The 21,700-nt window shown below is 70.2% G+C and carries 13 protein-coding genes and 1 pseudogene; 6 read left to right on the forward strand and 8 right to left on the reverse strand.

The window, feature by feature from the left end:
- Positions 1-229: 229 nt before the first annotated feature.
- The 3 genes and pseudogenes from N0K08_RS18125 to N0K08_RS18135 form a co-directional block, all read left to right on the forward strand.
- A pseudogene (locus tag N0K08_RS18125) lies at positions 230-1,825 on the forward strand (rhodanese-like domain-containing protein); the annotation flags it as partial.
- A 3-nt stretch (positions 1,826-1,828) separates the two neighbouring features.
- A complete protein-coding gene (locus N0K08_RS18130; protein WP_261501801.1) occupies positions 1,829-2,851 on the forward strand; it encodes a succinylglutamate desuccinylase/aspartoacylase family protein in 1,023 nt (340 codons plus the stop codon).
- 29 nt (positions 2,852-2,880) lie between these two features.
- A complete protein-coding gene (locus N0K08_RS18135) occupies positions 2,881-3,741 on the forward strand; it encodes a transporter substrate-binding domain-containing protein (protein ID WP_261501802.1) in 861 nt (286 codons plus the stop codon).
- Here N0K08_RS18135 and N0K08_RS18140 read toward each other — a convergent pair.
- The 8 genes from N0K08_RS18140 to N0K08_RS18175 form a co-directional block, all read right to left on the reverse strand.
- Complete coding sequence (locus N0K08_RS18140; protein ID WP_261501803.1) at positions 3,738-5,186, reverse strand: NAD(P)-binding domain-containing protein; 1,449 nt, start codon at positions 5,184-5,186, stop codon at positions 3,738-3,740. The two genes, N0K08_RS18135 and N0K08_RS18140, sit on opposite strands and share 4 nt — an antisense overlap.
- The gene (gene metC, locus N0K08_RS18145) at positions 5,183-6,409 is read right to left on the reverse strand and encodes a cystathionine beta-lyase (RefSeq protein WP_261501804.1); all 1,227 of its coding nucleotides are present in this window, start codon (positions 6,407-6,409) and stop codon (positions 5,183-5,185) included. The genes N0K08_RS18140 and metC overlap by 4 nt, the downstream gene beginning before the upstream one ends.
- On the reverse strand, positions 6,406-7,035 hold the full coding sequence (locus N0K08_RS18150) for a cysteine dioxygenase family protein (protein ID WP_261501805.1): 630 nt from the start codon (positions 7,033-7,035) through the stop codon (positions 6,406-6,408). The genes metC and N0K08_RS18150 overlap by 4 nt, the downstream gene beginning before the upstream one ends.
- Before the next feature lie 10 nt (positions 7,036-7,045).
- Entirely contained in the window at positions 7,046-7,897 is an 852-nt protein-coding gene (locus N0K08_RS18155) for an amino acid ABC transporter ATP-binding protein (RefSeq protein WP_261501806.1), read from the reverse strand.
- A complete protein-coding gene (locus N0K08_RS18160; protein ID WP_261501807.1) occupies positions 7,884-8,696 on the reverse strand; it encodes an amino acid ABC transporter permease in 813 nt (270 codons plus the stop codon). The genes N0K08_RS18155 and N0K08_RS18160 overlap by 14 nt, the downstream gene beginning before the upstream one ends.
- Positions 8,686-9,435, reverse strand: a complete 750-nt coding sequence (locus N0K08_RS18165) for an amino acid ABC transporter permease (RefSeq protein ID WP_261501808.1) — start codon at positions 9,433-9,435, stop codon at positions 8,686-8,688. The genes N0K08_RS18160 and N0K08_RS18165 overlap by 11 nt, the downstream gene beginning before the upstream one ends.
- A gap of 8 nt (positions 9,436-9,443) precedes the next feature.
- Positions 9,444-10,295 carry a transporter substrate-binding domain-containing protein gene (locus N0K08_RS18170; RefSeq protein ID WP_261501809.1) on the reverse strand — a complete coding sequence of 284 codons (852 nt, stop codon included), beginning with the start codon at positions 10,293-10,295 and terminating at the stop codon, positions 9,444-9,446.
- 101 nt (positions 10,296-10,396) lie between these two features.
- On the reverse strand, positions 10,397-11,989 hold the full coding sequence (locus N0K08_RS18175; protein WP_261501810.1) for a rhodanese-like domain-containing protein: 1,593 nt from the start codon (positions 11,987-11,989) through the stop codon (positions 10,397-10,399).
- A gap of 226 nt (positions 11,990-12,215) precedes the next feature.
- Between N0K08_RS18175 and recC the strand changes: the two genes are divergently transcribed.
- From recC to recD, 3 genes are read left to right on the forward strand one after another with little or no spacing between them, the layout of a single operon-like run.
- Positions 12,216-15,842, forward strand: coding sequence for an exodeoxyribonuclease V subunit gamma (recC, locus tag N0K08_RS18180; protein ID WP_261501811.1), 3,627 nt, complete (start codon positions 12,216-12,218; stop codon positions 15,840-15,842).
- Positions 15,839-19,573 (forward strand): exodeoxyribonuclease V subunit beta, encoded by a 3,735-nt coding sequence (recB, locus tag N0K08_RS18185; protein WP_261501812.1) that lies wholly within the window; start codon positions 15,839-15,841, stop codon positions 19,571-19,573. The genes recC and recB overlap by 4 nt, the downstream gene beginning before the upstream one ends.
- Complete coding sequence (gene recD, locus N0K08_RS18190) at positions 19,570-21,687, forward strand: exodeoxyribonuclease V subunit alpha (RefSeq protein ID WP_408642972.1); 2,118 nt, start codon at positions 19,570-19,572, stop codon at positions 21,685-21,687. Before recB ends, recD begins: the two co-directional genes overlap by 4 nt.
- The last annotated feature ends 13 nt before the right edge of the window (positions 21,688-21,700 follow it).

Below are 21,700 nucleotides of genomic sequence, written 5' to 3' on the forward strand. Positions count from 1 at the left end.
GGACCGGGATGCGTGAACGAAGCTTTTCGGCTAACGATGCGCGTTTTTCGCATGTCGCCGGGGACGGGCGGCTAGTGCGCTGGCCGCATATGCATAGGCGGATTTCTTCGTTGAACAGGCCAGGCCAGGTGCGTACCGTGACCGCTGTTTCTCGGAGAACCATCCCATGACCCAGACCCTCATCCAGACCCTTTTCCCACTCGATTCCACGGGGGACGACACGGCCCTGCGCCATCCACGCATCACGCCGCAGGCCTTGAAGGCAGCGCTGGCGGACGGGCAGGAAATCGCCGTGCTCGACGTGCGCGAAACCGGCGTGTTCGCGCACCGCCACCTCCTGTTCGCGGCCTCGGCGCCGCTGTGGCGGCTGGAGCTGCTGATCGACCGCCTGGTGCCGCGGCGCGGCACGCGCATTGTGCTGGTCGATGGCGACGAGACGCTGTCGCACACGGCGGCGGACAAGCTGGCGCGCCTGGGCTGGCGCGAGCTGTCGGTGCTGGCCGGCGGCACGGATGGCTGGGCCGCGGCGGGCTATGAAATCTTCAGCGGCACCAACGTGCCGAGCAAGGCGTTTGGCGAAGTCATAGAGCACGAGAAGCACACGCCCTGGATCACGTCCGACGACTTGCATGCCGGCATAGAGCGCGGCGACAACATCGTGGTGGTCGACAGCCGCACGCCCGAGGAGTTCGCCGCTTTCAGCCTGCCGTTTGCGCACAGTCTGCCGGGGGCCGAGCTGGTCTACCGCATCGGCGAAATCGCGCCCGATCCGCAGACGCTGGTGGTGGTGAACTGCGCCGGTCGCACGCGCAGCATCGTCGGCGCGCAGACGTTGATCGACGCGGGCATTCCCAACCGGGTGGTGTCGCTGCGCAACGGCACCATGGACTGGCTGTTGACGGGCCGCACGCTGGCCCATGGGCGGGGCGCGGTCCTGCCCGAGCCTGCGCCCGCCACGCTGGCCGTCGCGCGTGAACGCGCCGCCGCCGTGGCGCAGCGCGCCGGCGTGCTGCGTATCGATGGCGCCGGGCTGGAGCGGCTGGAGAGCGAGGCGCAGCAGCGCTCGCTGTACCGCTTCGATGTGCGCACGCGCGAGGAATACGAGGCCGGCCATTTGCCGGGCTGGCGCTTGGCGCCCGGGGGGCAACTGGTGCAGGCCACGGACGAATACGCGGCCGCGCGCGGTGCGCGCATCGTGCTGGCCGACTGGGATGGCGTGCGCGCCCTGACCACGGCGGCCTGGCTGGCGCAGCTGGGCGGCTACGAAGTCTTTGTCTTCACGCCGCCGGCCTTGGCCGCGCTGGACATCGGCAGCGAACCGCTGCGGCTGCTGGCTTCGCATGCGCCGGCGCCGCTGGTGTCGCCGCGGCAGGCCCATGGCCTGCTGCAGGCGGGCCAGGCCAGCGTCTTCGATGTGGACCGCCGCGCGGCGTTTGAAAAGCAGCACATCGCCGGCGCGCGGTTTTCCGTGCCGGACCGTCTGCACGCGTTCGTGCAGCCCCTGCCGCCGGGCCATATCACTTTGCTGACCTCGCCCGACGGTGTGCTGGCACGCCACGTGGCGGCCGAACTGGCGGCGCGCACGGGCCGTGCCGTGCAGGCCATCGCCGGCGGCACCGCAGCCTGGGCGCAGGCCGGTCTGCCCCTGGCGCAGGGCGCGACCCAGGTGCTGACGGGCGATGACGACCATTGGTACAGCCCCTACGCCCACCAGGACATCGCGCTGCGGGACGCCGGTTTTCAGCAGTACCTGGATTGGGAACTGGGCCTGGTGGCGCAACTCGAGCGCGAGGGTGCGACGGGCATCCAGTTGGTCAGGGGCTGAGCGATGGCATTGGAAGCTCCAGACAAACCGGCGTCACCCATCCAGAGCGAAGTGGATTTGCAGGGGCCGGGCAAGCAGGTCGGCTATCTGCGCCTGCCGCACTCCGTGCACCGCTCGGCCTACGGCTGGCAGCCCATTCCCATCGCATCGATCGCGGCCGGGGAGGGGCCGTCGGTGCTGGTGATGGCGGGCAACCATGGCGATGAATACGAAGGCCAGGTCCTCGTGGCCCGCCTGATCCGCGAGATCGGCCCGCAGTGGGTGCGAGGGCGCCTGATCCTGCTGCCCATGGCCAACTACCCGGCGGCGCGGGCCGGCCTGCGGACTTCGCCGCTGGACGACGGCAACCTCAACCGCAGTTTTCCGGGCGATCCGCGGGGCACCCCGACACAGGTAATTGCCGACTACATCGAGCGCAGCCTGCTGCCCCGCGTGGACGTCGTGATCGATCTGCATTCGGGCGGCAGTTCGCTGCGCTACCACGGCGCCACGCTGTTCGCGCAGCGCGACCCCGATGCGCAAAAGCAGGAGCGCCTGATGGCGGCCATGCATGCCTTTGGCTTGCCGCTGGCTTTCGTCAACGACCACCCCAATCCGGTGGGGCTGCTGGCAGCCGCGCGGCGCCATCAGACCATGGCGCTGCTGGCCGAGCTGGGCGGCGGCGGTGAAGTCACTCCGGCGGTGCTGGCCACGGCCTGGCAGGGCTTGCTGCATGTGCTGGGGCATCTGGGCGTGCTGCACGGACCGCTGCTGCCCGCGGCGCCACCCCATCGCTCGCGCCTGCTGAGCGTCGACCGGTCCAGGCACTACGTCTACGCCCGCGACGACGGGGTGTTCGAGCCCTTGGTCCGCCTAGGCGACCGGGTCACGGCCGGTCAGCCCGCGGCGCTGTTGCACAGCCCTGCGCATCCGGAGCGCGAGCCTGTGCTGGTGCGTTTCTCCGCCGATGGCCTGGTCGTCTGCCAGCGTGTGCCCGCGCTGACCGAATGCGGCGACTGCCTGTTCCAACTGGCCAATGATCTTTGACTTCATACCTGCTTTTCTGCCCTGCCCCAATGAAACATTCTCCTGCCTGGACTTTCCCTTCCCCGCGACGCGCCCTGGGCCGTCTGACGCTGGCCGTGGCGGCATGCATTGCATGCGCGCCGCAAGCCCATGCGGACGCCACGCTCGATCGCATCCGTGATCGCGGCCGCATCAGCATAGGCATCATCGCGAACGGCAACAGCGGCTTCGGCTCGATTGATCCGGCCAGCGGGAAACTGGTCGGCTTCAATCCGGAGCTGGCCAGCAAGATCGCCAGCGAGCTGGGCGTACGCGTCGAGCTGGTGCAGGTGCAGCCGGCGAACCGCCTGCAGTTTCTGCAGCAGGGCAAGGTCGATCTGCTGGTGGCCAGCATGCTGCTGACGCCCGAGCGCGCCGAGTTGATGGACTATGCGCCGACGCCGTACTTCCGTAATGGCGGAACGGCGATCTTCGCCAAGCGCGAAGGCATACAGCGTTGGGAGGACTTGCGCGGCAAGCCGGTCTGCCTGTCGCAAGGCAGCAGCTATGCCAAGCCGTTGACGGGCTATGGCGCCGAGCTCAAGGGCTTCAAATCGATGGCCGAGTCGCTGCTGGCGCTGCGCAATGGCACCTCCTGCGTGGCCGCCGTGCACGAAAGCCTGACGCTGAACCAGCTGGTCGCACGCGACAAGGAATGGAACAACTACGCCGTGTTGTCGGAAGAGGTCGACCCCGCGCCCCAGGTGGCCTGGGTGCGCAAGGGCGACAAGGACACGGCGGCCAGCGTGGACCGGGTGCTGCAGAAGCTGCATGGCTCGGGCTGGCTGCTGGCGCTGGAGAAGCGGCTGGACCTGCTGCCGCGTTCCGCGTTGCTGGTGCAGTTGCACCAGCAGTTCAAGAACCTGCCCTAGTCGCGGCCGGGTGGCATGGGCCACAGGGCATGGGCGTAGAGGTCGGGGCCGAAATCGGGCGCCACCGCGACATGGGCCCGGTCTTCATGCAGCGCCAGATCGGCGAGAAACAGGTCGCTGGAGATGCCCCGGACCGCGGCCGGAATATCGCGCTTCATGCTGGGCACGTCGCCCAGCGGGCCGCCGGCATTGATGGCGCCGCTGGGATTGAAGACGTGGATGGCGCCCAGCCAGGGGGCCGAGCCGGGTGTCTTTTGCGTGAAGGCGAGCGACGCGGACAGGTAGGGCTGCAGGCCCAGCACGGCATCTTCTTCCTCCCGCTGCGGCGTGAAACGGTCGCTCCAGCGCGCAATCAGTGGCGCGATGCGGGCCAGTTCGGCGCGCTGGGACGGGTCGTTGCTGTAGCCCGTGCCGGCGATCACGAAATCGAAGGCATGGGCCTGATCGCCGACCCTTGCCACCACCTGGTTGCGCTCCACCTGGGCGCTGTCCCAGGGTGCGCCCAGGTGCAGGTGGAACTGGGGGTGGGCCAGGGCGCGCTGGAGCGAATCGGCGGGCGGGGTGGTGCCGGCGCGGCGCAGGCGCAGGGCATGGCGCCAACGCAGCGCGTCGGGCAGGGCGTGGAAATGGTCGTAGAAGCCGGCGTAGGCCCGGGGCTTGGCGACGGCCCGCGCGGCGATGTGATCGCGGCGGGCAAACAGGTGCACCGCGGCGGCGCCGGCTTCCAGGGCCACGGCGGCGGCATCGAAGGCCGACGCTGCGGCGCCCACCACCGCCACCTGCTTGCCGGCCAGCGCGGCGAAGTCGATGTCATCCGCCGTATGCGCCGCCAGCCCCGCGCCGCGAATCGCCTGCAGGGCGTGCGGAATGCTGGGGCCGCCGCTGCCTGCATTGCCGGTGGCCAGGATCAGCTTGCGCGTGGTGATTTCCCGGGACTGTCCATTGACCCGCAGTTGCAGCCGCAGGCCGGTGGCGGCCTGGTCGGGCAGCGGTGCGATGTCCCGCAATTGCGTGCCGTACTGCACGGGCAGCTGCAGAAACTGCTGGAACCAGTGCAGGTAGTCTGCCCAGTCGGTGCGCGGAATGCGTGGCAAGGCCGCATAGGCGTCACGGCCGTGGCGGGCCTCGTACCAGGCCTGGAAACCCAGTGCGCCGACGTCGAGCTCCGGCCCGACGAGGTTCTTGGCGGTGCGCAAGCTGTGCATGCGGGCGCGCGTGCGCCAGATGCCGGCCTGGGCGGCCTCGGGCGCTGCGTCGATGTGTAGCACACGGCCTATGCCCGCACGCCGCAGCGCGAAGGCAAAGGCGCAGCCGCCCTGGCCTGCGCCGACGACGACGGCGTTGTAGTCCAGGCCGGGCCTGTCCGGCACCCAGTTGTCGGGCGCCGGCCCCAGCAGGCGCAAGGCCTGACGGGCCGAATCATCCACATCTGCGGTTGGGCTCATGCGGGCTCCGCGACGGCTGGCGGCGCTTTTTCGCGCGACACGCGGTGCAAGCCCTGGGCCAGATCGGCGATCAGGTCCTGCGGGTCTTCCAGGCCGATGTGCAGGCGCACCACGGGCTGGGTGCCGGTCCAGGCGCTGTGCTCGCGCAGGCGCTCGGGTGCGGCCACCAGCGCCAGGCTTTCATAGCCGCCCCAGGAGGCGCCGATGCCGAAGAAGTGCAGCGCGTCGACGAAGGCTTCGGCGCCGCGTGCATCCACGCCATCGGCGAAGGCAAACGACACCAACCCGTTCGCGCCGCTGAAGTCGCGTTGCCACAGCGCATGGCCGGGATCCGTCGGCAGCGCGGGGTAGAACACCCGGGCGACCTGGGGCTGGGCCTGCAGCCATAGCGCCACCTGGGTGGCATGGCGCTGGTGCTGCGCCAGCCGCACGGGCAGGGTGCGCAGACCGCGCAGCGCCAGGTAGGCGTCGTCGGCACCCACGGTCAGGCCCAGGGCTTCATGGGCGCTGGCAATCCGCCGCGACAGCGCCGGGGAATCGGTGACCACGACGCCCTGCATCAGGTCCGAATGCCCGGCGATGTATTTGGTGGCGGCCTGGATGGAGAGGTTGGCGCCCAGGGCCAGCGGTTGGTGGAACCAGCCGCCGCTCCAGGTGTTGTCGGTGGCGACGGGGATGTCGTGCGCGCGCGCCACGGCCGTGAGCGCGGGCAGGTCCAGCACTTCGTACAGCAGCGAGCTGGGCGACTCCAGGTAGACCAGCCGGGTGTTGGGCCGGATCTTCGCGGCCAGGTTCTGCGCCGAGGGCGCAAAGTATTCCAGCGTGATGCCCAGGCGCCGCAGCAGCGTGGCATCCACGCGCCGCACGGGCGAGTAGACGCTGTCGGCGATCAGCGCATGGTCGCCCGGCGAGAGCAAGGCCACCAGCACCAGCGTGATTGCCGACAGGCCCGAAGGCGTGAGGAAGGCCCGGTGGCCGCCTTCCAGCGCGGTCACGGCGTCTTCCAGGGCGCGGTGGGTGTCCAGGCCGTGGCGGCCGTAGGCGGCCACGCGTTCGCCGGCCGCGCGGCGGTGCTGGTGATCGGCCAGGGCGGCGCTGTTTTCGAAGCGCACGGTGCTGGTGCGCACCACGGGCACGTTGACCGGGCCCGAGCCGCCGCGCAGCGTGGGCGCGCCGGCGTGCAGCAGCCGGGTGGCGGGGGCGAGCGGGGCGGCCGCGCTCATGCCACGGCCTCGCTGGGCAGCAGGTGGGCCGCGTTGTAGTTGGTGATGGCGCCCGTGGCAGCGTCGATGGCCACGCGCCCGCTCAGGCGCTCCAGTGGCAGGCCGTAGAGGTGAAAGTGCAGCGTGGGCACGTTCCCGACCACGTGGATGCTGTGGATGTCCTCCGGCAGGAAGGCGATGGACGCGCCGGGCTGCACCGTGAACTCGCTGGCCAGGTGGATCTGCGCCTGCGCCGGGTTGCTGCGGTCGTCGGTGCGCTCGTAGAGGCGGTTCACTTCCTGGCCTTCGACGGCCACGATCACGGCCCAGGTGGTGTGGTTGTGCGGCTGCGTGGTCTTGCCGGGATTGATCGAGTTCAGGTACAGCGCCAGGCCTTCGTCGCCATCGGCGGCGTTGAGGCGGTAGCGCGTGGAGGCGCCCACGCCTTGCGTGGCGTCGGGGGGCGGGAAGTCGGCGCGGGCGAACAGATGCTGCTGCGCCGCCAGTGCTTCCAGGCGGCGCGTGACGGCCGCGAGCGCGGCGCGGTCCGGCGCGCCGTGGGCGATCAGCTGGCGCACGTCGGTCAGGGCGGAGTCGATGGCTGCGCGCCGCTGTGCAGTCAGGGAAAGGGGGGCGGTCGTGGTCATGGGGGCCTCGTCAGGTGGGGGTGGATAAGCGGTCGATGGAAAGCGGGTGGCGTGGGGTGCGCGGGCCGTTGCCCAGCGCGCGCTGCAGGAATGCGCGCGTGCGTTCGCTGCGCGGCTGGCCGAAGATCTGGCTGACCGGGCCGTGCTCGACGATGCGGCCGGCTTCGGTGAAATAGACCTGGTCGCTGATCTCTTCGGCAAAGCGCATTTCGTGCGTGACCAGCACGCAGGTCATGCCGTCGTCGACCAGATCGCGGATCACGGTGAGGACTTCGCCCACGGTTTCCGGGTCGAGCGCGGAAGTGACTTCGTCGAACAGGATCAGCTCGGGGCGCATGGCCAGCGCGCGGGCGATGGCCACGCGCTGCTGCTGTCCCCCCGACAGCTCGCCGGGGTAGGCGTCGGCCTTGTGGCCCAGGCGCACCTTGTCGAGCAGGGCGCGCGCATCGCGCTCGGCCGTGGCGTGGTCGCGCCCGATCACACGGGTGGGGGCGATCACCAGGTTCTGCAGCACCGTCAGATGGGGGAACAGGTTGTACTGCTGGAACACGAAGCCCACGCGCTTGCGCAGCGCAATCAGCTCGGCCTCGGTGCGCAGTGCGTCCACGCGGGTCTCGCCCACCGTGATCGCGCCGCTTTGCGGCCGCAGCAGGCCGGTGATGCAGCGCAGGATGGTGGATTTGCCCGAGCCCGAGGGGCCGATGATGGACACGGCCTGGCCGCGCCGCACTTCGACATCTATGCCTTGGAGCACCTGGTTGTCGCCAAACGCCAGGTGCACGTTGTTCAGCTGCACCAGCGGTGCGGCGGCCTCGGCCGGCGTGGCCAGGAGGGTGGAGAGAAAGGATTCAGTGGCGTTCATGGCGTCGCTCCAGGGCGCGTGTGGCGCGGGCAATGGGATAGCAGTAGGCGAAGAACAGCAGCAGCAGCGTGCCGTAGACGAGGATGGTGAAGTCGGTGCGCGCAACGGTGTTGCTCGCGATCTGGGCCATGTCCACCACGTCGTGCACGCCGACCAGGGAGGCGAGCGAGGTGCTCATGGTGATGCTGGCGTAGAGGTTCATCCAGGGCGGCAGCATGCGGCGCAGACACTGGGGCAGCACGATCAGGCGAAAGATCTCGCGGCGCCGGAAGGCCAGCGACTGCGCGGCTTCCCACTGGGCGCTGGGGATGGACTGGATCGCGCCGCGAAAGATCTCGGCCACGTTGGCGCTGGTGGGCAGGGCCAGGCCCAGCACCACCTTCACCCAGTCGGGAAAGGGGACGGTCCATTGCACGATGTGCAGCTCGAACGGGAAGACGTAGGTGGTGAAATAGATCAGCACCAGCACCGGGGCGTTGCGAAAGACCTGCACGTAGCCGCGCACGACCATTCGCACGGCCGGCGATGGCGACAGCGACAGCGCGCCCACCACCAGTCCGGCCACGGTGCCTATGGCGATGGCCAGCACGCTGATGCCGATGTTCACGCCCATGCCGCGCAGCAGCGTCGGCAGCCATTTCCAGAGGGTGGCCACGGCCACCGGCGTGGTGCCCGTGGCGTCCCAGAAGATGCATAGCGCGAACGCGGCCAGGCCGGCCAGCAGCCAGGGGCTGCGCGCCACGGCGTGGAGCCACAACGGCGCGGCCGGTGGGCGGGGGAGGGTGATTTCATTGGCCATAGCCGGGCATCCTCAGTCGTTGTTCCAGCCAACGGCCCGCCAGGCTCAACAGCCAGGTCAGCAGGCCGAACCACAGCAGGATCAGCAGCAGCAACTCCAGCACGTTGTCGCGCTGCGTCCAGATCATGATGGATTCGTAGGTCACGTCGCCGACGGCAATGGCCGAGGCCACGGCCGTCATCTTCACCAGGTCCACGAGGTTGTTGACCAGCGAGGGCAGGGCCACGCGCACGGCCAGCGGCAGCTGTACGCGCAGCAGCAGCTGGCGCTGGGAGAAGCCCAGCGAGCGCGCCGCCTCGAGCGTGGTGGGGGGCACGCTTTCGATGCCGGCGCGCAAGGCCTCGGCATGGAAGACGCCCTTGTGCAGCGACACGACGATCACCACCCAGATGAAGGGCGTGAGCGGGTTGTGGCCCGCGCCCCAGTCGCGCAATTGCTGCGTGATGAGCATGTTGAGCACCAGGAAGGCGCAGTACAGCTGTACCAGCGTGGGCGTGTTGCGCGTGACTTCGACGAAAGCGCGCGCCGGTGTGGCCAGCCAGGCGCGGCCCGAAGTCAGCAGCGCGGCCAGCAGCACGCCCGCGGCCAGGCTGCCGGGAATGGTCAGCAGGCACAGCTGCACCGTCACGCCCAGTCCGCGCACGAAGGCCTGGCGCTCCATGTCGTCGAGCATGAACGCGTAATTCAGGCCCAGGGCCTTGAGCGCTTGCACGCCCTGAACCAGCAGGTGGTCGCTCATGGTGTGGATCAGCGGGCCGCGGTCTGGAGCCGGGATTGCTGCTCGGTCAGGAAGGGGTTGGGCGGCACGATGCCCACACGTTTTTCGGTCGCGATCAGCCAGCCTGTGCGGTGCCAGTCCTGCACCACCTTGTCGACCGCGGCAATGGTTTCAGCCTCGCCCTTGCGGGTCCAGACCACCGACGGCGCGGGCAGGATTTCGGTGCTGATGGGCGCGGCGTAAGCGGTCCATTCGGCGTTGTTGCGCAGCAAGGGGTAGATCAGCGTGCTGTCGTGCACGGCGGCAACGCAGTTGCCGCCGCGCAGGGCCAGCAGCGAATCGGAGGCGCTTTTGTAGCCCTGTACCTGTGCGCCGTATTCGGTGCTCAGCGGCTTGGCAAAGCTGCTGCCCTGGGACACGCACACGGGCTTGCCGCGCAGGTCGGCCCATTGGGTGATGCCGCTGTCCTTGCGCACGGCGGCGGTGCCGCCCACGCGGTAGAACGGTGTGGGCACATGGCCCAGAATCTCGGCCCGGTCCGGGTTGAGTTCCATGGAAGCGATCAGCAGATCGACCTTGCCGGCCTGCAGGAACTGCACGCGCGTGGCCGTCTGCACCTGCACCAGATCGGCTTCCACGCCCAGGCCCTTGGCCACGGCGCGCGCCAGCTCGGGGTTCCAGCCCACCAGTTGCTGGGTGGCGGTATCGATGGAGCCGAACGGGCCGCCATTGATCAGCACGCCGATGGTGACTTTGCCGCGTTGCTTGATCTTGTCGAGCGTGGCGTCGGCATGGGCCGTGCCCGCGAGCAGGAGGAGGAGGGAGGCTGCGCCGGTCAGGGACCGGGCGGCAAGGCGGGAGAAAGCAGGGGTGTGGCGCATGGTGTGGACCGGAAGCTGTGGAGAAGAAAGAGCGGTGAGGCACTGATCTTCTGGCAGCCCCGGTTTGGCGCCAACAAAGACTTTCGATGAACGATATGCGCTCAGCGCGTTAAGGCGGTTGGGGCCGGCAGACGGAAGGCCGCGAGCTCGTCGGGCTGGCATTGGGCGATCAGTCCGGTCTCCCAGGCCAGGTAGCGGCGGGCGGCGTCGAGGTTGCCGTAGTGCCGGTCATGCACGAAGAACAGGTAGTCGATGGCCGCGCCGTCGTCGGGGCTTTCGGGCGTGCTTTCCTGGGGCAGGCCCGCGGCCTCGCCATCGGCGGCGAGAGCCCATTGCACCGGGCCGGCATGCGCCTGCAGTTCGCTCAGCGCCAGGGCCGCGGTGCCCGCGTCGGGCGCGAGCAGCAGCACGGCCTGGTCGCTGCGTGCCGCGGCCTGCACCAGCGCTGCCAGGCGCGGGCGCACGGACCAGAGAGCGCCGGCGGCGTGCCTTTGGCGGTAGGCCGGCGAGGGTTGCAGGTCGATCAGCACGGGCGCATGGCGCGCGATCCAGGCCGGCAAGGCTTGCGGCGAGAGCGGCGCCACGCCGGGCGCGGCAGGGGGCTCGGCCGGAACGTGCAGCGGGGCATGGATGCCGCCTGCCACCGTGGCCGTCTCGTAGCCCAGCCGCCACAGCCAACTGGCCACGACGGGCGCGCGGACGGCCTCGTCGTCCAGCAGCAGCACCCGGCTGTGGCGCACGGCGATGGTCTGGTCGGTGGCCTGCAGCAGCTGGCCGCCCGGCGCATGGCGGGCGCCGGCCAGCGTGCCGGCGGCAAATTCCTCGGCGCTGCGCACGTCGAGCACATAGGTGGTGCGCGTGCTGTCGGCTATCCAGGCCTGGGCCTGGGCGGGCGTCAGTTGCGGCACGCCCAGCGCCGCGGCCAACTGGGCGGCGGCGGCCTGGTCCTGCGCACGCGCGGGGGCGGTGCTGGCCTCGCGGCGGGCGCTGCCGTGCTCCAGCGGCAGGCCTGCGAGGGCCCAGCCCTGCGTGCCGTTTTCGAGGGCCAGCACGGGATTGGGCACGCCCAGGCTGCGCAGGATTTGCGCGCCAATGATGCTGCGCGTGCGCCCGGCGCAATGGACCACGATGGGCGTGTGCGGGTCGGGGGCCAGCGCATGCCAGCGCAGGGCCAGTTCGCCGTTGGCCACCGGCGTGGCGCCGGGAATGGTCATCTTGCGGTGCTCGGCCAGGGTGCGGCCGTCGAGCAGTACCAGCGGCTCGCCCGCCTGCTGACGGCGCTGCAGTTCCTGGGCCGAGAGGCGGGGCGTGTCGAAAGCATGCTCCACCAGTTCGCCAAAAGTCTTGGACGGCAGGTTGACCCCCTTGAACAGCACGTAGCCCGCAGCCGCCCAGGCGGGCGCGCCGCCTTGCAGCACATGCAGCTGCGTGTAGTGCAGCGCCGCCAGACGCTGCGCCGCACGTTCGGCCACGCCGTCGCCAGCGTCGAGCAGCACCACGCGCGTGGCGCGGCGCGGCACCAGGCGCGTGACCTCTTTTTCCAGCTGGCTATAGGCCGCGGGAATCGCAAAGAAGGGATGGCCTTCGCCGAATTGTCCGGCTTCGCGCACGTCCAGCAGGGCGATTTCCGCGCCGTCGTTGAGCCAGGCGCGCAGCGTGGTGGCAGGCAGCCATGAAAAGGAAGTGGATGGCATAGGGCAGGTAGGTCAGGGGGCGCGAACGCGCCGGGAGGGATGGGGCGGCAGGGCATTGAATCTATGCGCGCCGGGAACGCCGGCCAAGGAGGAAAAACGCATATGCAATGCAGGAAACATTCTTTGTGGACAAAGCCCTGTGCGCCCGCGTTAAGCTCTGCCTTTGGCGCCGCCGACACGCAGGGAAAATCCGTGTCCGCCGCCGCCCCATTCGGAGGAAAGAACGTTGGCATCCACATTGCAGCCCGGGCTGATCGCCCTGCACGGCAACCGCACCGAATCCCTGGCCGAGACCGTTTTCTCCTGGTTGCGCGCGCACCCGCTGGCGCCGCTGGAGCAGGAGGTGGTGCTGGTGCAAAGCAACGGCATGGCCGAGTGGTTCAAGATGGGCCTGGCCCAGTCCCAGGGCGTGTGCGCCGCGGCGCGCGTCGAGCTGCCCGCGCGCTTTCTGTGGCGCAGCTACCGCCAGGTGCTGGGCGCGGCGGCCGTGCCGCGCCAGTCGCCGCTGGACAAGACGGCGCTGACCTGGCGGCTCATGCGCCTGCTGCCGCAGTGCGCGGCGCAGGAGGGCTTTGCACCGATCGCGGGCTTTTTGGGTTTTTTGTCGCCGGGCCGCCCCAAGACAAAAAGCGCCCCCTCGGGGGGCAGCGAGCCACACGCAGTGGGCGAGCGTGGGGGCTTTGATGCACAGCGGCTGCTGCAGCTCGCCGACCGGCTGGCCGACCTTTTCGACCAGTACCAGATCTACCGCGCCGACTGGCTCGATGCCTGGGCCGAGGGGCGCGACATGCTGCTGGCGCCGGGCAAGCCGCCCCTGCCCGTGCCCGAAGAACAGCTGTGGCAGCCGCGGCTTTGGCGCTGCGTGCTGGCCGAGCTGGACGAGACCGAGCGTGCGAGCACGCGGCCCCAGTTGCACCGGCGCGTGATCGAAGTGCTGGAAAGCGGCGAGCCCCTGGTCCAGCCGCTGGCGCGGCGCGTGGTGCTGTTCGGCATGAGCCATTTGCCGCTGTCCATGCTGCAGACGCTGTCGGCCATGGCGCGCCACAGCCAGATCCTGCTGGCCGTGCCCAATCCCTGCCGTTTCCACTGGGCCGATGCCATCGACGGCCGCGATCTGCTGCGCATGCAGCGCCGCCGCCAGCCGCTGAAAAACGGCCGCGATCTGGCGGCCCTGCCGCTGGAAATGATGCATGCCCATGCGCACCCGCTGCTGTCGTCCTGGGGACGGCAGGCGCGCGACTATGTGCGCCAGCTCGACGCCTTCGAAACCGTGCTGCCCGAAGGCATTGCGGCCGAGCTGCCGCGCGTGGACATCTTTGACGAGGAAGTGGACCTGGACGCGCCTTTGCTGGCCCAGGTGCAGCAGTGCATTCGCGACATGGTGCCGCTGGCCGAGCACCCGCGCAGCGCGGTGGCGCGCTCAGACCGCTCCATCGTCTTCCATTGCGCCCACAGCATGGTGCGCGAACTCGAAGTGCTGCACGACCAGTTGCTGGCGCTGCTTGCCGAGCCGGCCGCGAATGCCCCCGACGGCCAGGCCTTGCAGCCGCGCGACGTGGTGGTGATGGTGCCGGCCATCGAAGGCGTGGCGGCATCCATACGCGCCGTGTTCGGCCAGTACGGCCGCCACGATGCGCGGCATATTCCGTTCGACATCGCCGACTTGAGCGCCAGCGACAACAACCCGCTGGTGGCGGCGCTGCAGTGGCTGCTGCGCCTGCCCCAGCAGCGCTGCCGCCTGAGCGAACTGCGCGACCTGCTGGATGTGCCGGCGGTGGCGGCGCGCTTCGGCCTCAAGACCGAGGACCTGCCCCAGCTCAGCGCCTGGATGGCCGGGGCCGGCATACGCTGGGGGCTCAATGCTGAGCAGCGCGGCGCGCTGGGCCTGGCGGCCTGCGGCGAACAGAACAGCGCCTGGTTCGGCCTGCACCGCATGCTGCTGGGCTTTGCCAGCGGCAACGGGCCGCTGGAGGACGTGGAGGGCCTGGCGCAGATCGCGCAGATCGAGCCCTATGCGGAAGTCGGCGGCCTGGACGCCGAACTTGCGGGTCAGCTCGCGACCCTGCTGGAGCGCCTGCTGGACTGGTGGGCCCTGGCCGGCGATGACGCCGATCCCGTGGGCTGGGCGCAGCGCTTTCGCCAGCTGCTCGCCGACTTCTTCGTCGCGCAGACCGACAGCGACCGCGCCATGCTGGCCGCGCTCGACGCCGCGCTGTCGGCCTGGCTCGAAGCCTGTGAGCTGGGCGGCTTTGGCGAGCGCATCGAACTGGTCGTGGCCCAGCAGGCCTGGCTGGAAATCGTGCAGCAGCCCTCGGTGGACAGCCGCTTTCGCGCCGGCGGCGTGACGTTTTGCACGCTCATGCCCATGCGCGCGATTCCTTTCCAGGTGGTCTGTCTGCTGGGCATGAACGACGGCGACTATCCGCGGCGCGCCATGCGCAGCGACTTCGATTTGATGGCCTGGCCGGGCCAGCTGCGCCCGGGCGACCGCGCGCGGCGCGATGACGACCGTCAGCTGATGCTCGAAGCCCTGCTGTCGGCGCGGCGCATGCTCTACATCAGCTGGGCCGGCCGCAGCGTGCGCGACAACAGCGAACAGCCGCCGTCGGTGCTGGTCTCGCAATTGCGCGACTACCTGGCCGCGGGCTGGTGCGGCGAGGGCGGCGCAATGGGCGACGACAGCCTGCTGGAGCAGCGCACCGTGGCCCACCCGCTGCAGCCTTTCAGCCGCCGCTATTTCGCACCCGATTCGCTGCTGCGCACCTATGCGCGCGAATGGCGCGCAGCCCATCTGGCGCAGGCCGCGGGCGAGGGCGTGCCGCCCCTGCCGGCATTCGTTCCCGATATCGCGGTGCCGCTCACGCTGGCCCAGCTGCATGGCTTTGTGCTCCATCCGGCCCAGGCGTTTTTCCGCCACCGGCTCAACGTGCGTTTCGAGCAGGACGAGCAGGTGACGTTCGACGAGGAGGCGTTCGGCGTCGAAGGCCTGGCGGCCTATGGCTTTGTGCAGCAATTGCAGCTGCAGGTGGTGGCGGACATCGAAGCCGCACCCCAGCAACTGGCCAGCGCCACGCTGGAGCAGCGGGTGGCCGGCCATCTGGCGCGCATCCAGCGGGCGGGCGCCTTGCCGCTGGCGGGCCTTGGCGAGCGCAAGCGCACCGAGCTGCAGGCGAGCGTCGTGCCGTCCCTGCAGTCCTGGCTGGCGCACCGCAGTCTGCTCGACCGGCCGGTGCAACGCCAGCGCTTGCATCTGGAGCTGGACGGTCTGGTGTTCGAGGACTGGCTTGACGATTTGCGCGTGCCCGACCGCGACGGCGAAGCCGTGCCGGCCTGGCTGGAGCTGCAGCCGCGCGCGCTGCTGGGCAACAAGGGCGAAGTCCGGCCGGGCTCCGTGCTGCTGCCGTATCTGCGCAGCCTGGTGGCCGCGGCCTGCGGCGTGCAGGTGCAAGGCATTGTGGCCGGGCGCGACGCCACGCTGGTGCTGCGGCCCATGCCCGCGGGCGAAGCGCTGGCGCAGTGCCAGACGCTGCTGCAGGTCTGGCAGGCGGGCCAGGACAGTCCGCTGCCCCTGCCCTTGAAGACCGCGCTGGCCGCGGCCGCCTCGGGCGAGGACCTGGCACGGGCCGAGACCGCCTACGAAGGCGATGGTTTTGCCCAGCAAGGCGAAGCCGACGACGCCTGCTGGGCGCGGCTGTTCCCCGATTTCGAGGCCTTGACCGAGGACGGGCGCTTTGTTCCGCTGGCCGAAGCGGTGCATGCGCCGCTGCTGGCCTGGTTGGCCGAGCATGTGCAAGTGCTGGAGCCGGGGGCCGTGGCCCCCATGATTTATTTACCGCCGCTGGAGCTCGCATGAGCCATGTATTGAATGTGCGCGACTTCCCGCTGTGGGGCAGCCGCCTGATCGAAGCCAGTGCCGGCACGGGCAAGACCTGGACCATTGCCGCGCTCTACTTGCGGCTGGTGCTGGGCCATGGCGACGGCGATGCCCACCCGAACGCGCTGATGCCGCCCGACATCCTGGTCATGACCTTCACCCGCGCCGCGACGCGCGAGCTGTCGGACCGGATCCGCGATCGACTGACCGAAGCCGTGCAGTGCTTTCGCGGCGACCGCCAGCCCGAGGCGCACGACACGCTGCTGCAAGGTCTGCTGGGCGATTACCCGGAAGGCCCGGCGCGCGAGCGGGCCGCCTGGCGGCTGGCCATGGCTGCCGAAGGCATGGACGATGCGGCCGTGTTCACCATCGACGCCTGGTGCCAGCGCATGCTGCGCGAGCATGCGTTCGATAGCGGCAATCTGTTTGACGAAGAGCTCGCGGCCGACGAAGAGCAGCTGCGCCGCGAAGCCGTGCAGGACTATTGGCGCCAGCAGTGCTATCCGCTGGACGGCGCGCTGCTGGAGACGGTGCTGGGCGTGTGGGGCGGGCTGGACGCGCTGCTGCAGGACATGCGCGGCCTGCTGGACCAGGACGTGGACCCGGCTGCCGGCGCAGGCAGCCTGGCCGACAGCGTGCAGGTCGCCCAGGTCGAGCGCGACCAGGCCATGACGGCATTGGCCCAGGGCTGGGGCGCGCAGGCGCAATCGCTGCGCGACTGGCTGGACGCCCAGGTGGCCGAAGCGGGCGTGCACTGGGATGGGCGCAAGCTCGCGCCGCGGCATTTCACGGGCTGGCTGCAAAGCGTGATCGACTGGGCCGACGACCCGCTGCAGGTCGAGTTGACGCTGACCGATTCGGCGCGCCACCGGCTCAGCCCCGAAGGCCTGCAGGAAGCGCGCAAGAAAAGCGCGCCTTCGCTGGCCATTCCGGCGGGTTTTGCCGCGCTGCAGCAGCTCTTGGCCGACCACGCACGGCTGCCGGCCCTGTCCAGTCGCCTGCGCCTGCATGCGGCGGCGCGGGTGCAGCAGCGACTGGCCCAGCTCAAGCGCCAGCAGGGCACGTTCGGCTTTGCCGACCTGCTGCAGCGCCTCGACGTCGCGCTGGCCGGCGACAACGGCGCAGCCCTGCGCGCGCGCATCCAGGCGCAGTACCCGGTGGCGCTGATCGATGAGTTCCAGGACACGTCGCCGCTGCAATACCGGCTGTTCGATCGCATCTACCGCACGGCGCAGAACGACCCGGCCACGGCCCTGCTGCTGATCGGCGACCCCAAGCAGTCGATCTACGGCTTTCGCGGCGCGGACATCTACAGCTATCTGCAGGCCCGCGAAGCCACGGCCGGGCGGCACTATGTGCTGGACACGAATTACCGTTCCAGCCAAGGCCTGGTCGACGCCGTCAACCACTGGTTCGGTCAGGCCGAAGCGCGTGAAGGCGCGGGCGCTTTCATGTTCCGTGGGGCGGGCCAGGACGAAGCTGCGGCGGCCGGTGCCGCGGCGGCCGATGCCGAGAATCCCCTGCCTTTCGTGCCCGTACAGGCCCAGGGCCGCAAGGAGGTGTTCTCCACCTCCCAGGGCCCCGTGCCCGCGCTGCAATTGCAGGTGGAGCTGGACCCGCTGCAGACGGCCAAGCGCGCGCAGCGCGGTTTCGCGGCGCGCTGCGCCGAGCAGATCGCGCAGTGGCTCAACGACCCCGAAGCCGGCTTTGCGCAGCCGGGTCAGGCGTTGACGCGGCTGCGGCCCGCGGACATGGCGGTGCTGGTGCGCACCGGCAAGGAAGCCCAGGCCGTGCGCCGCGAGCTTGGAGCGCGTGGCGTGGCCTCGGTCTATCTGTCCGACAGCGAATCGGTGTTTGCCGGCAGCGAAGCGCAGGACCTGGTGTTCTGGCTGCAGGCCGTGGCCGATCCGCGTGACGCCCGCGCCGTGCGCGCCGGCCTGGCGACGCGGCTGCTCGATCTGTCGCTGGACGAACTGGGCTGGCTCGCGGCCAACGATGAAGCCTTCGACGCGCGCTGCGAGCAGTTGCGCGTGCTGCATGGCGTCTGGCAAGGCCAGGGCGTGCTGGCCATGCTGCGCCAGACCTTGCACCTGTTCGGCCTGCCGGCGCGCTGGCTGGGCGAGACCGGTGGCGAGCGGCGGCTGACGAATTACCTGCACCTGGCCGAGCTGCTGCAGAGCGCGAGCGCGCAGCTCGAAGGCGAGCATGCGCTGATCCGTTGGCTGGCCACCCAGTGCGCGGGCGAAGGCAGCCGCAGCGACGAGCAGATCGTGCGCCTGGAAAGCGATGCCGACCTGGTCAAGGTGGTCACGGTGCACAAGAGCAAGGGGCTGGAGTATCCGGTGGTGTTTCTGCCGTTTGCCTGCAGCTTTCGCGAAATCAACCGGCGCATGGACCGCTTCGTCAGCCTGCCCCAGCCCGATGGCGGGCGGGCGCTGCGCCTGGACTATGACGACGCCGAACTGGCCCAGGCCGATGACGAGCGCCTGCGCGAAGACCTGCGTCTGCTGTATGTGGCGCTGACGCGCGCGCGCCATGCGCTGTGGCTGGGCGTGCCCATGCTGCAGGCGGCGCGCAGCAAGGCCACGACCACCATCAACCACAAGAGCGCGACCGGATACACCCTGGCCGGCACCGAGGAGACCACGCCCGAGCAGTGGCGCTTGCTGCTCGACGCCCTGTGCCAGGGCCGGCCTCAGCTGCAATGGCAAGCGGTGCAGGGCGCGCCCGGGCGCAGCCTGCTGGCGGCCCAGGCCGCGCTGCCCCACCTGCACGATGCGCCGGCCTACGACGCGCGCTTTGACCGGCGCTGGGGCATAGGCAGCTTTTCCTCGCTGGTGCGCGCGCTGGCCGCGCCGTCCCTGCCGGTCTCGCCCGTGCCCTTGATGCAGCCGGCCGACGACGAGCGGCCCATGGAGCCGGAAGCGGCGCACAGCGTGGTCGCGTCTGTCCCGGCGGCGGGCGCGGTCTGGCACCGCTTCATGAAGGGGCCGGTGGTGGGCAACTGGGTGCACGACCAGCTCGAATGGCTGGCCGGCGAAAACTTTGCGCTGACCGAAGGCGGCGCGCTGGCCCAGCGCCTGCTGCAGCGCTGCGCGCGCGGCGGCCGCGCCGAGCAGGCCCAGGATCTGGTGCAATGGCTCACGGCCGTGGTGCAGCACCCGCTGGCACCGCTGGGCGTGCCGCTGTCCGGCCTGGCGAATGTGCTGCCCGAAATGGAGTTCTGGCTGCCCGCGGCCCAGCTGCCCGCGCCCGCCATCGATGCGCTGTGCCAGCAGCATCTGCTGCCCGGCCAGGCCCGGCCTGCATTGCCCGCGCGCCATCTGCACGGCATGCTGATGGGCTTTGCCGATCTGGTGTTCGAGCAGGACGGGCGCTACTGGGTGCTCGACTACAAGACCAACTTCCTGGGCCGCGACAGCGCGGCCTATGACGCCACCGCGCTGGCCGGCGCGATGCTGGAGCACCGCTACGACGTGCAGGCGGCCCTGTACCTGCTGGCCTTGCACCGGCTGCTGCAAAGCCGCCTGGGTGCGGCCTACGACCCGGCGCGGCAACTGGGTGGCGCGCTGTACTTTTTCGTGCGCGGCATCGACGGCCCAGCCCAGGGCATGCATGTCGTGCCGCCGTCGCTGGCATTGCTGGCGGCGCTGGACGCGCTGCTGGAAGCGCCAGAGCAAGACCTTGAGATGGAAGAAACAGCACCATGAGCGCTCCTGAGCAATACACGCTGGACCTGTTCGCGGAGCCGGAGAACATGGCCGCCGCACCCATCGCGGCCACGGCCGCGGAGGTGCTAGACAGCTTGCGCGCCTGGAGCGAGCAAGGCCTGCTGCGCCACCTCGACACGGCCATGGCGCGCTTCATCGCCACGCAGGACGCGAACGCGGCCCCGGCACTGCTGGCGGCCACGGCCGTGCTGGTGCAGATGGAAGGGCGCGGCCACAGCTGCCTGCCGCTGGCCATGCTGGTCGCCGATCCGAATGCCGTGCTGGCCTGGCCTACGGAAGCGCTGGAGGGCCTCAACGCCCTCTGGGCCCGACTGCCCAGGCCACTCGCGCAGTGGCGCCAGGCGCTGGCGGACAGCCCGCTGGTGCGCGTGGCGGACAGCGCGGTCGATCAGGGCCAGCCGCTGGTGCTGGGCGGGTCGGCGCAGGAGCCGCTGCTGTACCTGCGCCGCTACTGGGACTACGAGCGCCAGGTGGCCGCGCAGATCACGGCGCGCAGCACGGCGGCGCTGGCCGTCGACGGCCCCACCACCCGCGACTGGCTGGGCAAGCTGTTTCCCGCCGCCCCCGAGCCCGGCACCTGCGACTGGCAGCGCCTGGCCTGCGCCGTGGCGCTGCGCGGCCGCTTCTCGGTGATCACCGGCGGGCCGGGCACGGGCAAGACCTATACCGCGGCCCGCCTGCTGGCCCTGCTGTTTGCCACGGCGCCCGAGCCCGAGCGGCTGCGCGTGGCGCTGGCCGCGCCCACGGGCAAGGCCGCGGCGCGGCTCAAGCAGTCCATCGATGTGTCGCTCAAGGAGTTGCACAAGAGCCTGGGCGGCCTGCTCGACCTGGAAGCGCTGGTCAAGCGCGTGGGCGCGGCGCGCACCCTGCACTCGCTGCTGGGCGCGCGGCCCGATACACGGGCCTTTGCCTTTCACCACGGCCGGCCGCTGGATGTGGACGTGCTGATCGTCGACGAAGCCTCGATGATCCACCTGGAAATGATGGCCGCGCTGCTGGATGCCTTGCCGCCCACGGCGCGCGTGGTGTTCCTGGGCGACAAGGACCAGTTGGCCTCGGTCGAAGCCGGTGCCGTGCTGGGCGATCTGTGCCGCAGCGCCGAGGCCGGCCATTACACGGCCGAGACCGCACGCTATGCGCTGGAAGCGGCCGGCGTACAGCTGCCGGCGGCCTACCTGGCGAACGACGCGGACCAGGCCCTGCCTCTGGCCCAGCAGACGGTGATGCTGCGCACCAGCCGGCGCTTTGGCGGCCCCATCGGCCAGTTGGCCGAAGCCGTCAATACCGGCGAAAGCAGCCGGGCCTTGGCGCTGCTGCACGCCGGCACCCAAGACGGCGGGGTGCTGCGCATGCGCGAAGGCGCGCCGGCGCAGACCGTGTGGCAGATGGCCGTGGCGCGTGATGCGGGCGTGGTGAACTACCAGGCCTTTGCCCAGGCGCTGGCCGCGCGTCCGCCGCAGCCCATGGCGGCCGAAGTGCACACCGATTGGGTGCGCAGCGTGCTCAAGGCCTTCGAGCGTTTTCGCCTGCTGTGCGCGGTGCGCGAAGGCGACTGGGGCGTGGCCGGCATCAATCGCGCCGTGGAAAAGGCACTGGCCGCTCAAGGAGCGATCTCGCCGCGCGGCGAGTGGTATGCGGGCCGGCCGGTGATGGTCACGCGCAACGACACGGCGCTGGGCGTGTTCAATGGCGACATCGGCGTGGCCTTGCCGGCAGCGACGGCGGGGGCCGGCCTGCGGGTCTACTTCATGGACGGTCCCGAACTGCGCGCCGTGGGCGTGAGCCGGCTGGCGCAGGTGGAGACGGCATTCGCCATGACGGTGCACAAGAGCCAGGGCTCGGAGTTCGAGCACACGGCCCTGGTGCTGTCGGCCCATGCGGGCAGCGTGCTGGGCCGCGAGCTGGTCTACACCGGCATCACGCGGGCGCGCGAGGCCTTCACCCTGCTGGCCCAGGCGCCGGGCCTGCTGGCCACGGCCGTCAAAAGCCCCACGCTGCGCGCCAGCGGCCTGCTGCGCTTTCTGGAGCAGTTGGCGCAGGCAGCGCCGGCTGCTTCCCCGCCGCAGGACGAACTCGCGCCCTGGCTGGACTAGACGGCGCGGCGCT

This window comes from Acidovorax bellezanensis (genome assembly GCF_025421555.1).
Classification (GTDB): Bacteria; Pseudomonadota; Gammaproteobacteria; order Burkholderiales; family Burkholderiaceae_C; genus Comamonas; species Comamonas bellezanensis.

Coding starts and splice junctions, on each gene's coding strand:
- N0K08_RS18130 (WP_261501801.1), top strand. CDS start 1,829: ATGGCATTGGAAGCTCCAGACAAACCGGCGTCACCCATCCAGAGCGAA.
- N0K08_RS18135 (WP_261501802.1), top strand. CDS start 2,881: ATGAAACATTCTCCTGCCTGGACTTTCCCTTCCCCGCGACGCGCCCTG.
- N0K08_RS18140 (WP_261501803.1), bottom strand. CDS start 5,186: ATGAGCCCAACCGCAGATGTGGATGATTCGGCCCGTCAGGCCTTGCGC.
- metC (WP_261501804.1), bottom strand. CDS start 6,409: ATGAGCGCGGCCGCCCCGCTCGCCCCCGCCACCCGGCTGCTGCACGCC.
- N0K08_RS18150 (WP_261501805.1), bottom strand. CDS start 7,035: ATGACCACGACCGCCCCCCTTTCCCTGACTGCACAGCGGCGCGCAGCC.
- N0K08_RS18155 (WP_261501806.1), bottom strand. CDS start 7,897: ATGAACGCCACTGAATCCTTTCTCTCCACCCTCCTGGCCACGCCGGCC.
- N0K08_RS18160 (WP_261501807.1), bottom strand. CDS start 8,696: ATGGCCAATGAAATCACCCTCCCCCGCCCACCGGCCGCGCCGTTGTGG.
- N0K08_RS18165 (WP_261501808.1), bottom strand. CDS start 9,435: ATGAGCGACCACCTGCTGGTTCAGGGCGTGCAAGCGCTCAAGGCCCTG.
- N0K08_RS18170 (WP_261501809.1), bottom strand. CDS start 10,295: ATGCGCCACACCCCTGCTTTCTCCCGCCTTGCCGCCCGGTCCCTGACC.
- N0K08_RS18175 (WP_261501810.1), bottom strand. CDS start 11,989: ATGCCATCCACTTCCTTTTCATGGCTGCCTGCCACCACGCTGCGCGCC.
- recB (WP_261501812.1), top strand. CDS start 15,839: ATGAGCCATGTATTGAATGTGCGCGACTTCCCGCTGTGGGGCAGCCGC.
- recD (WP_408642972.1), top strand. CDS start 19,570: ATGAGCGCTCCTGAGCAATACACGCTGGACCTGTTCGCGGAGCCGGAG.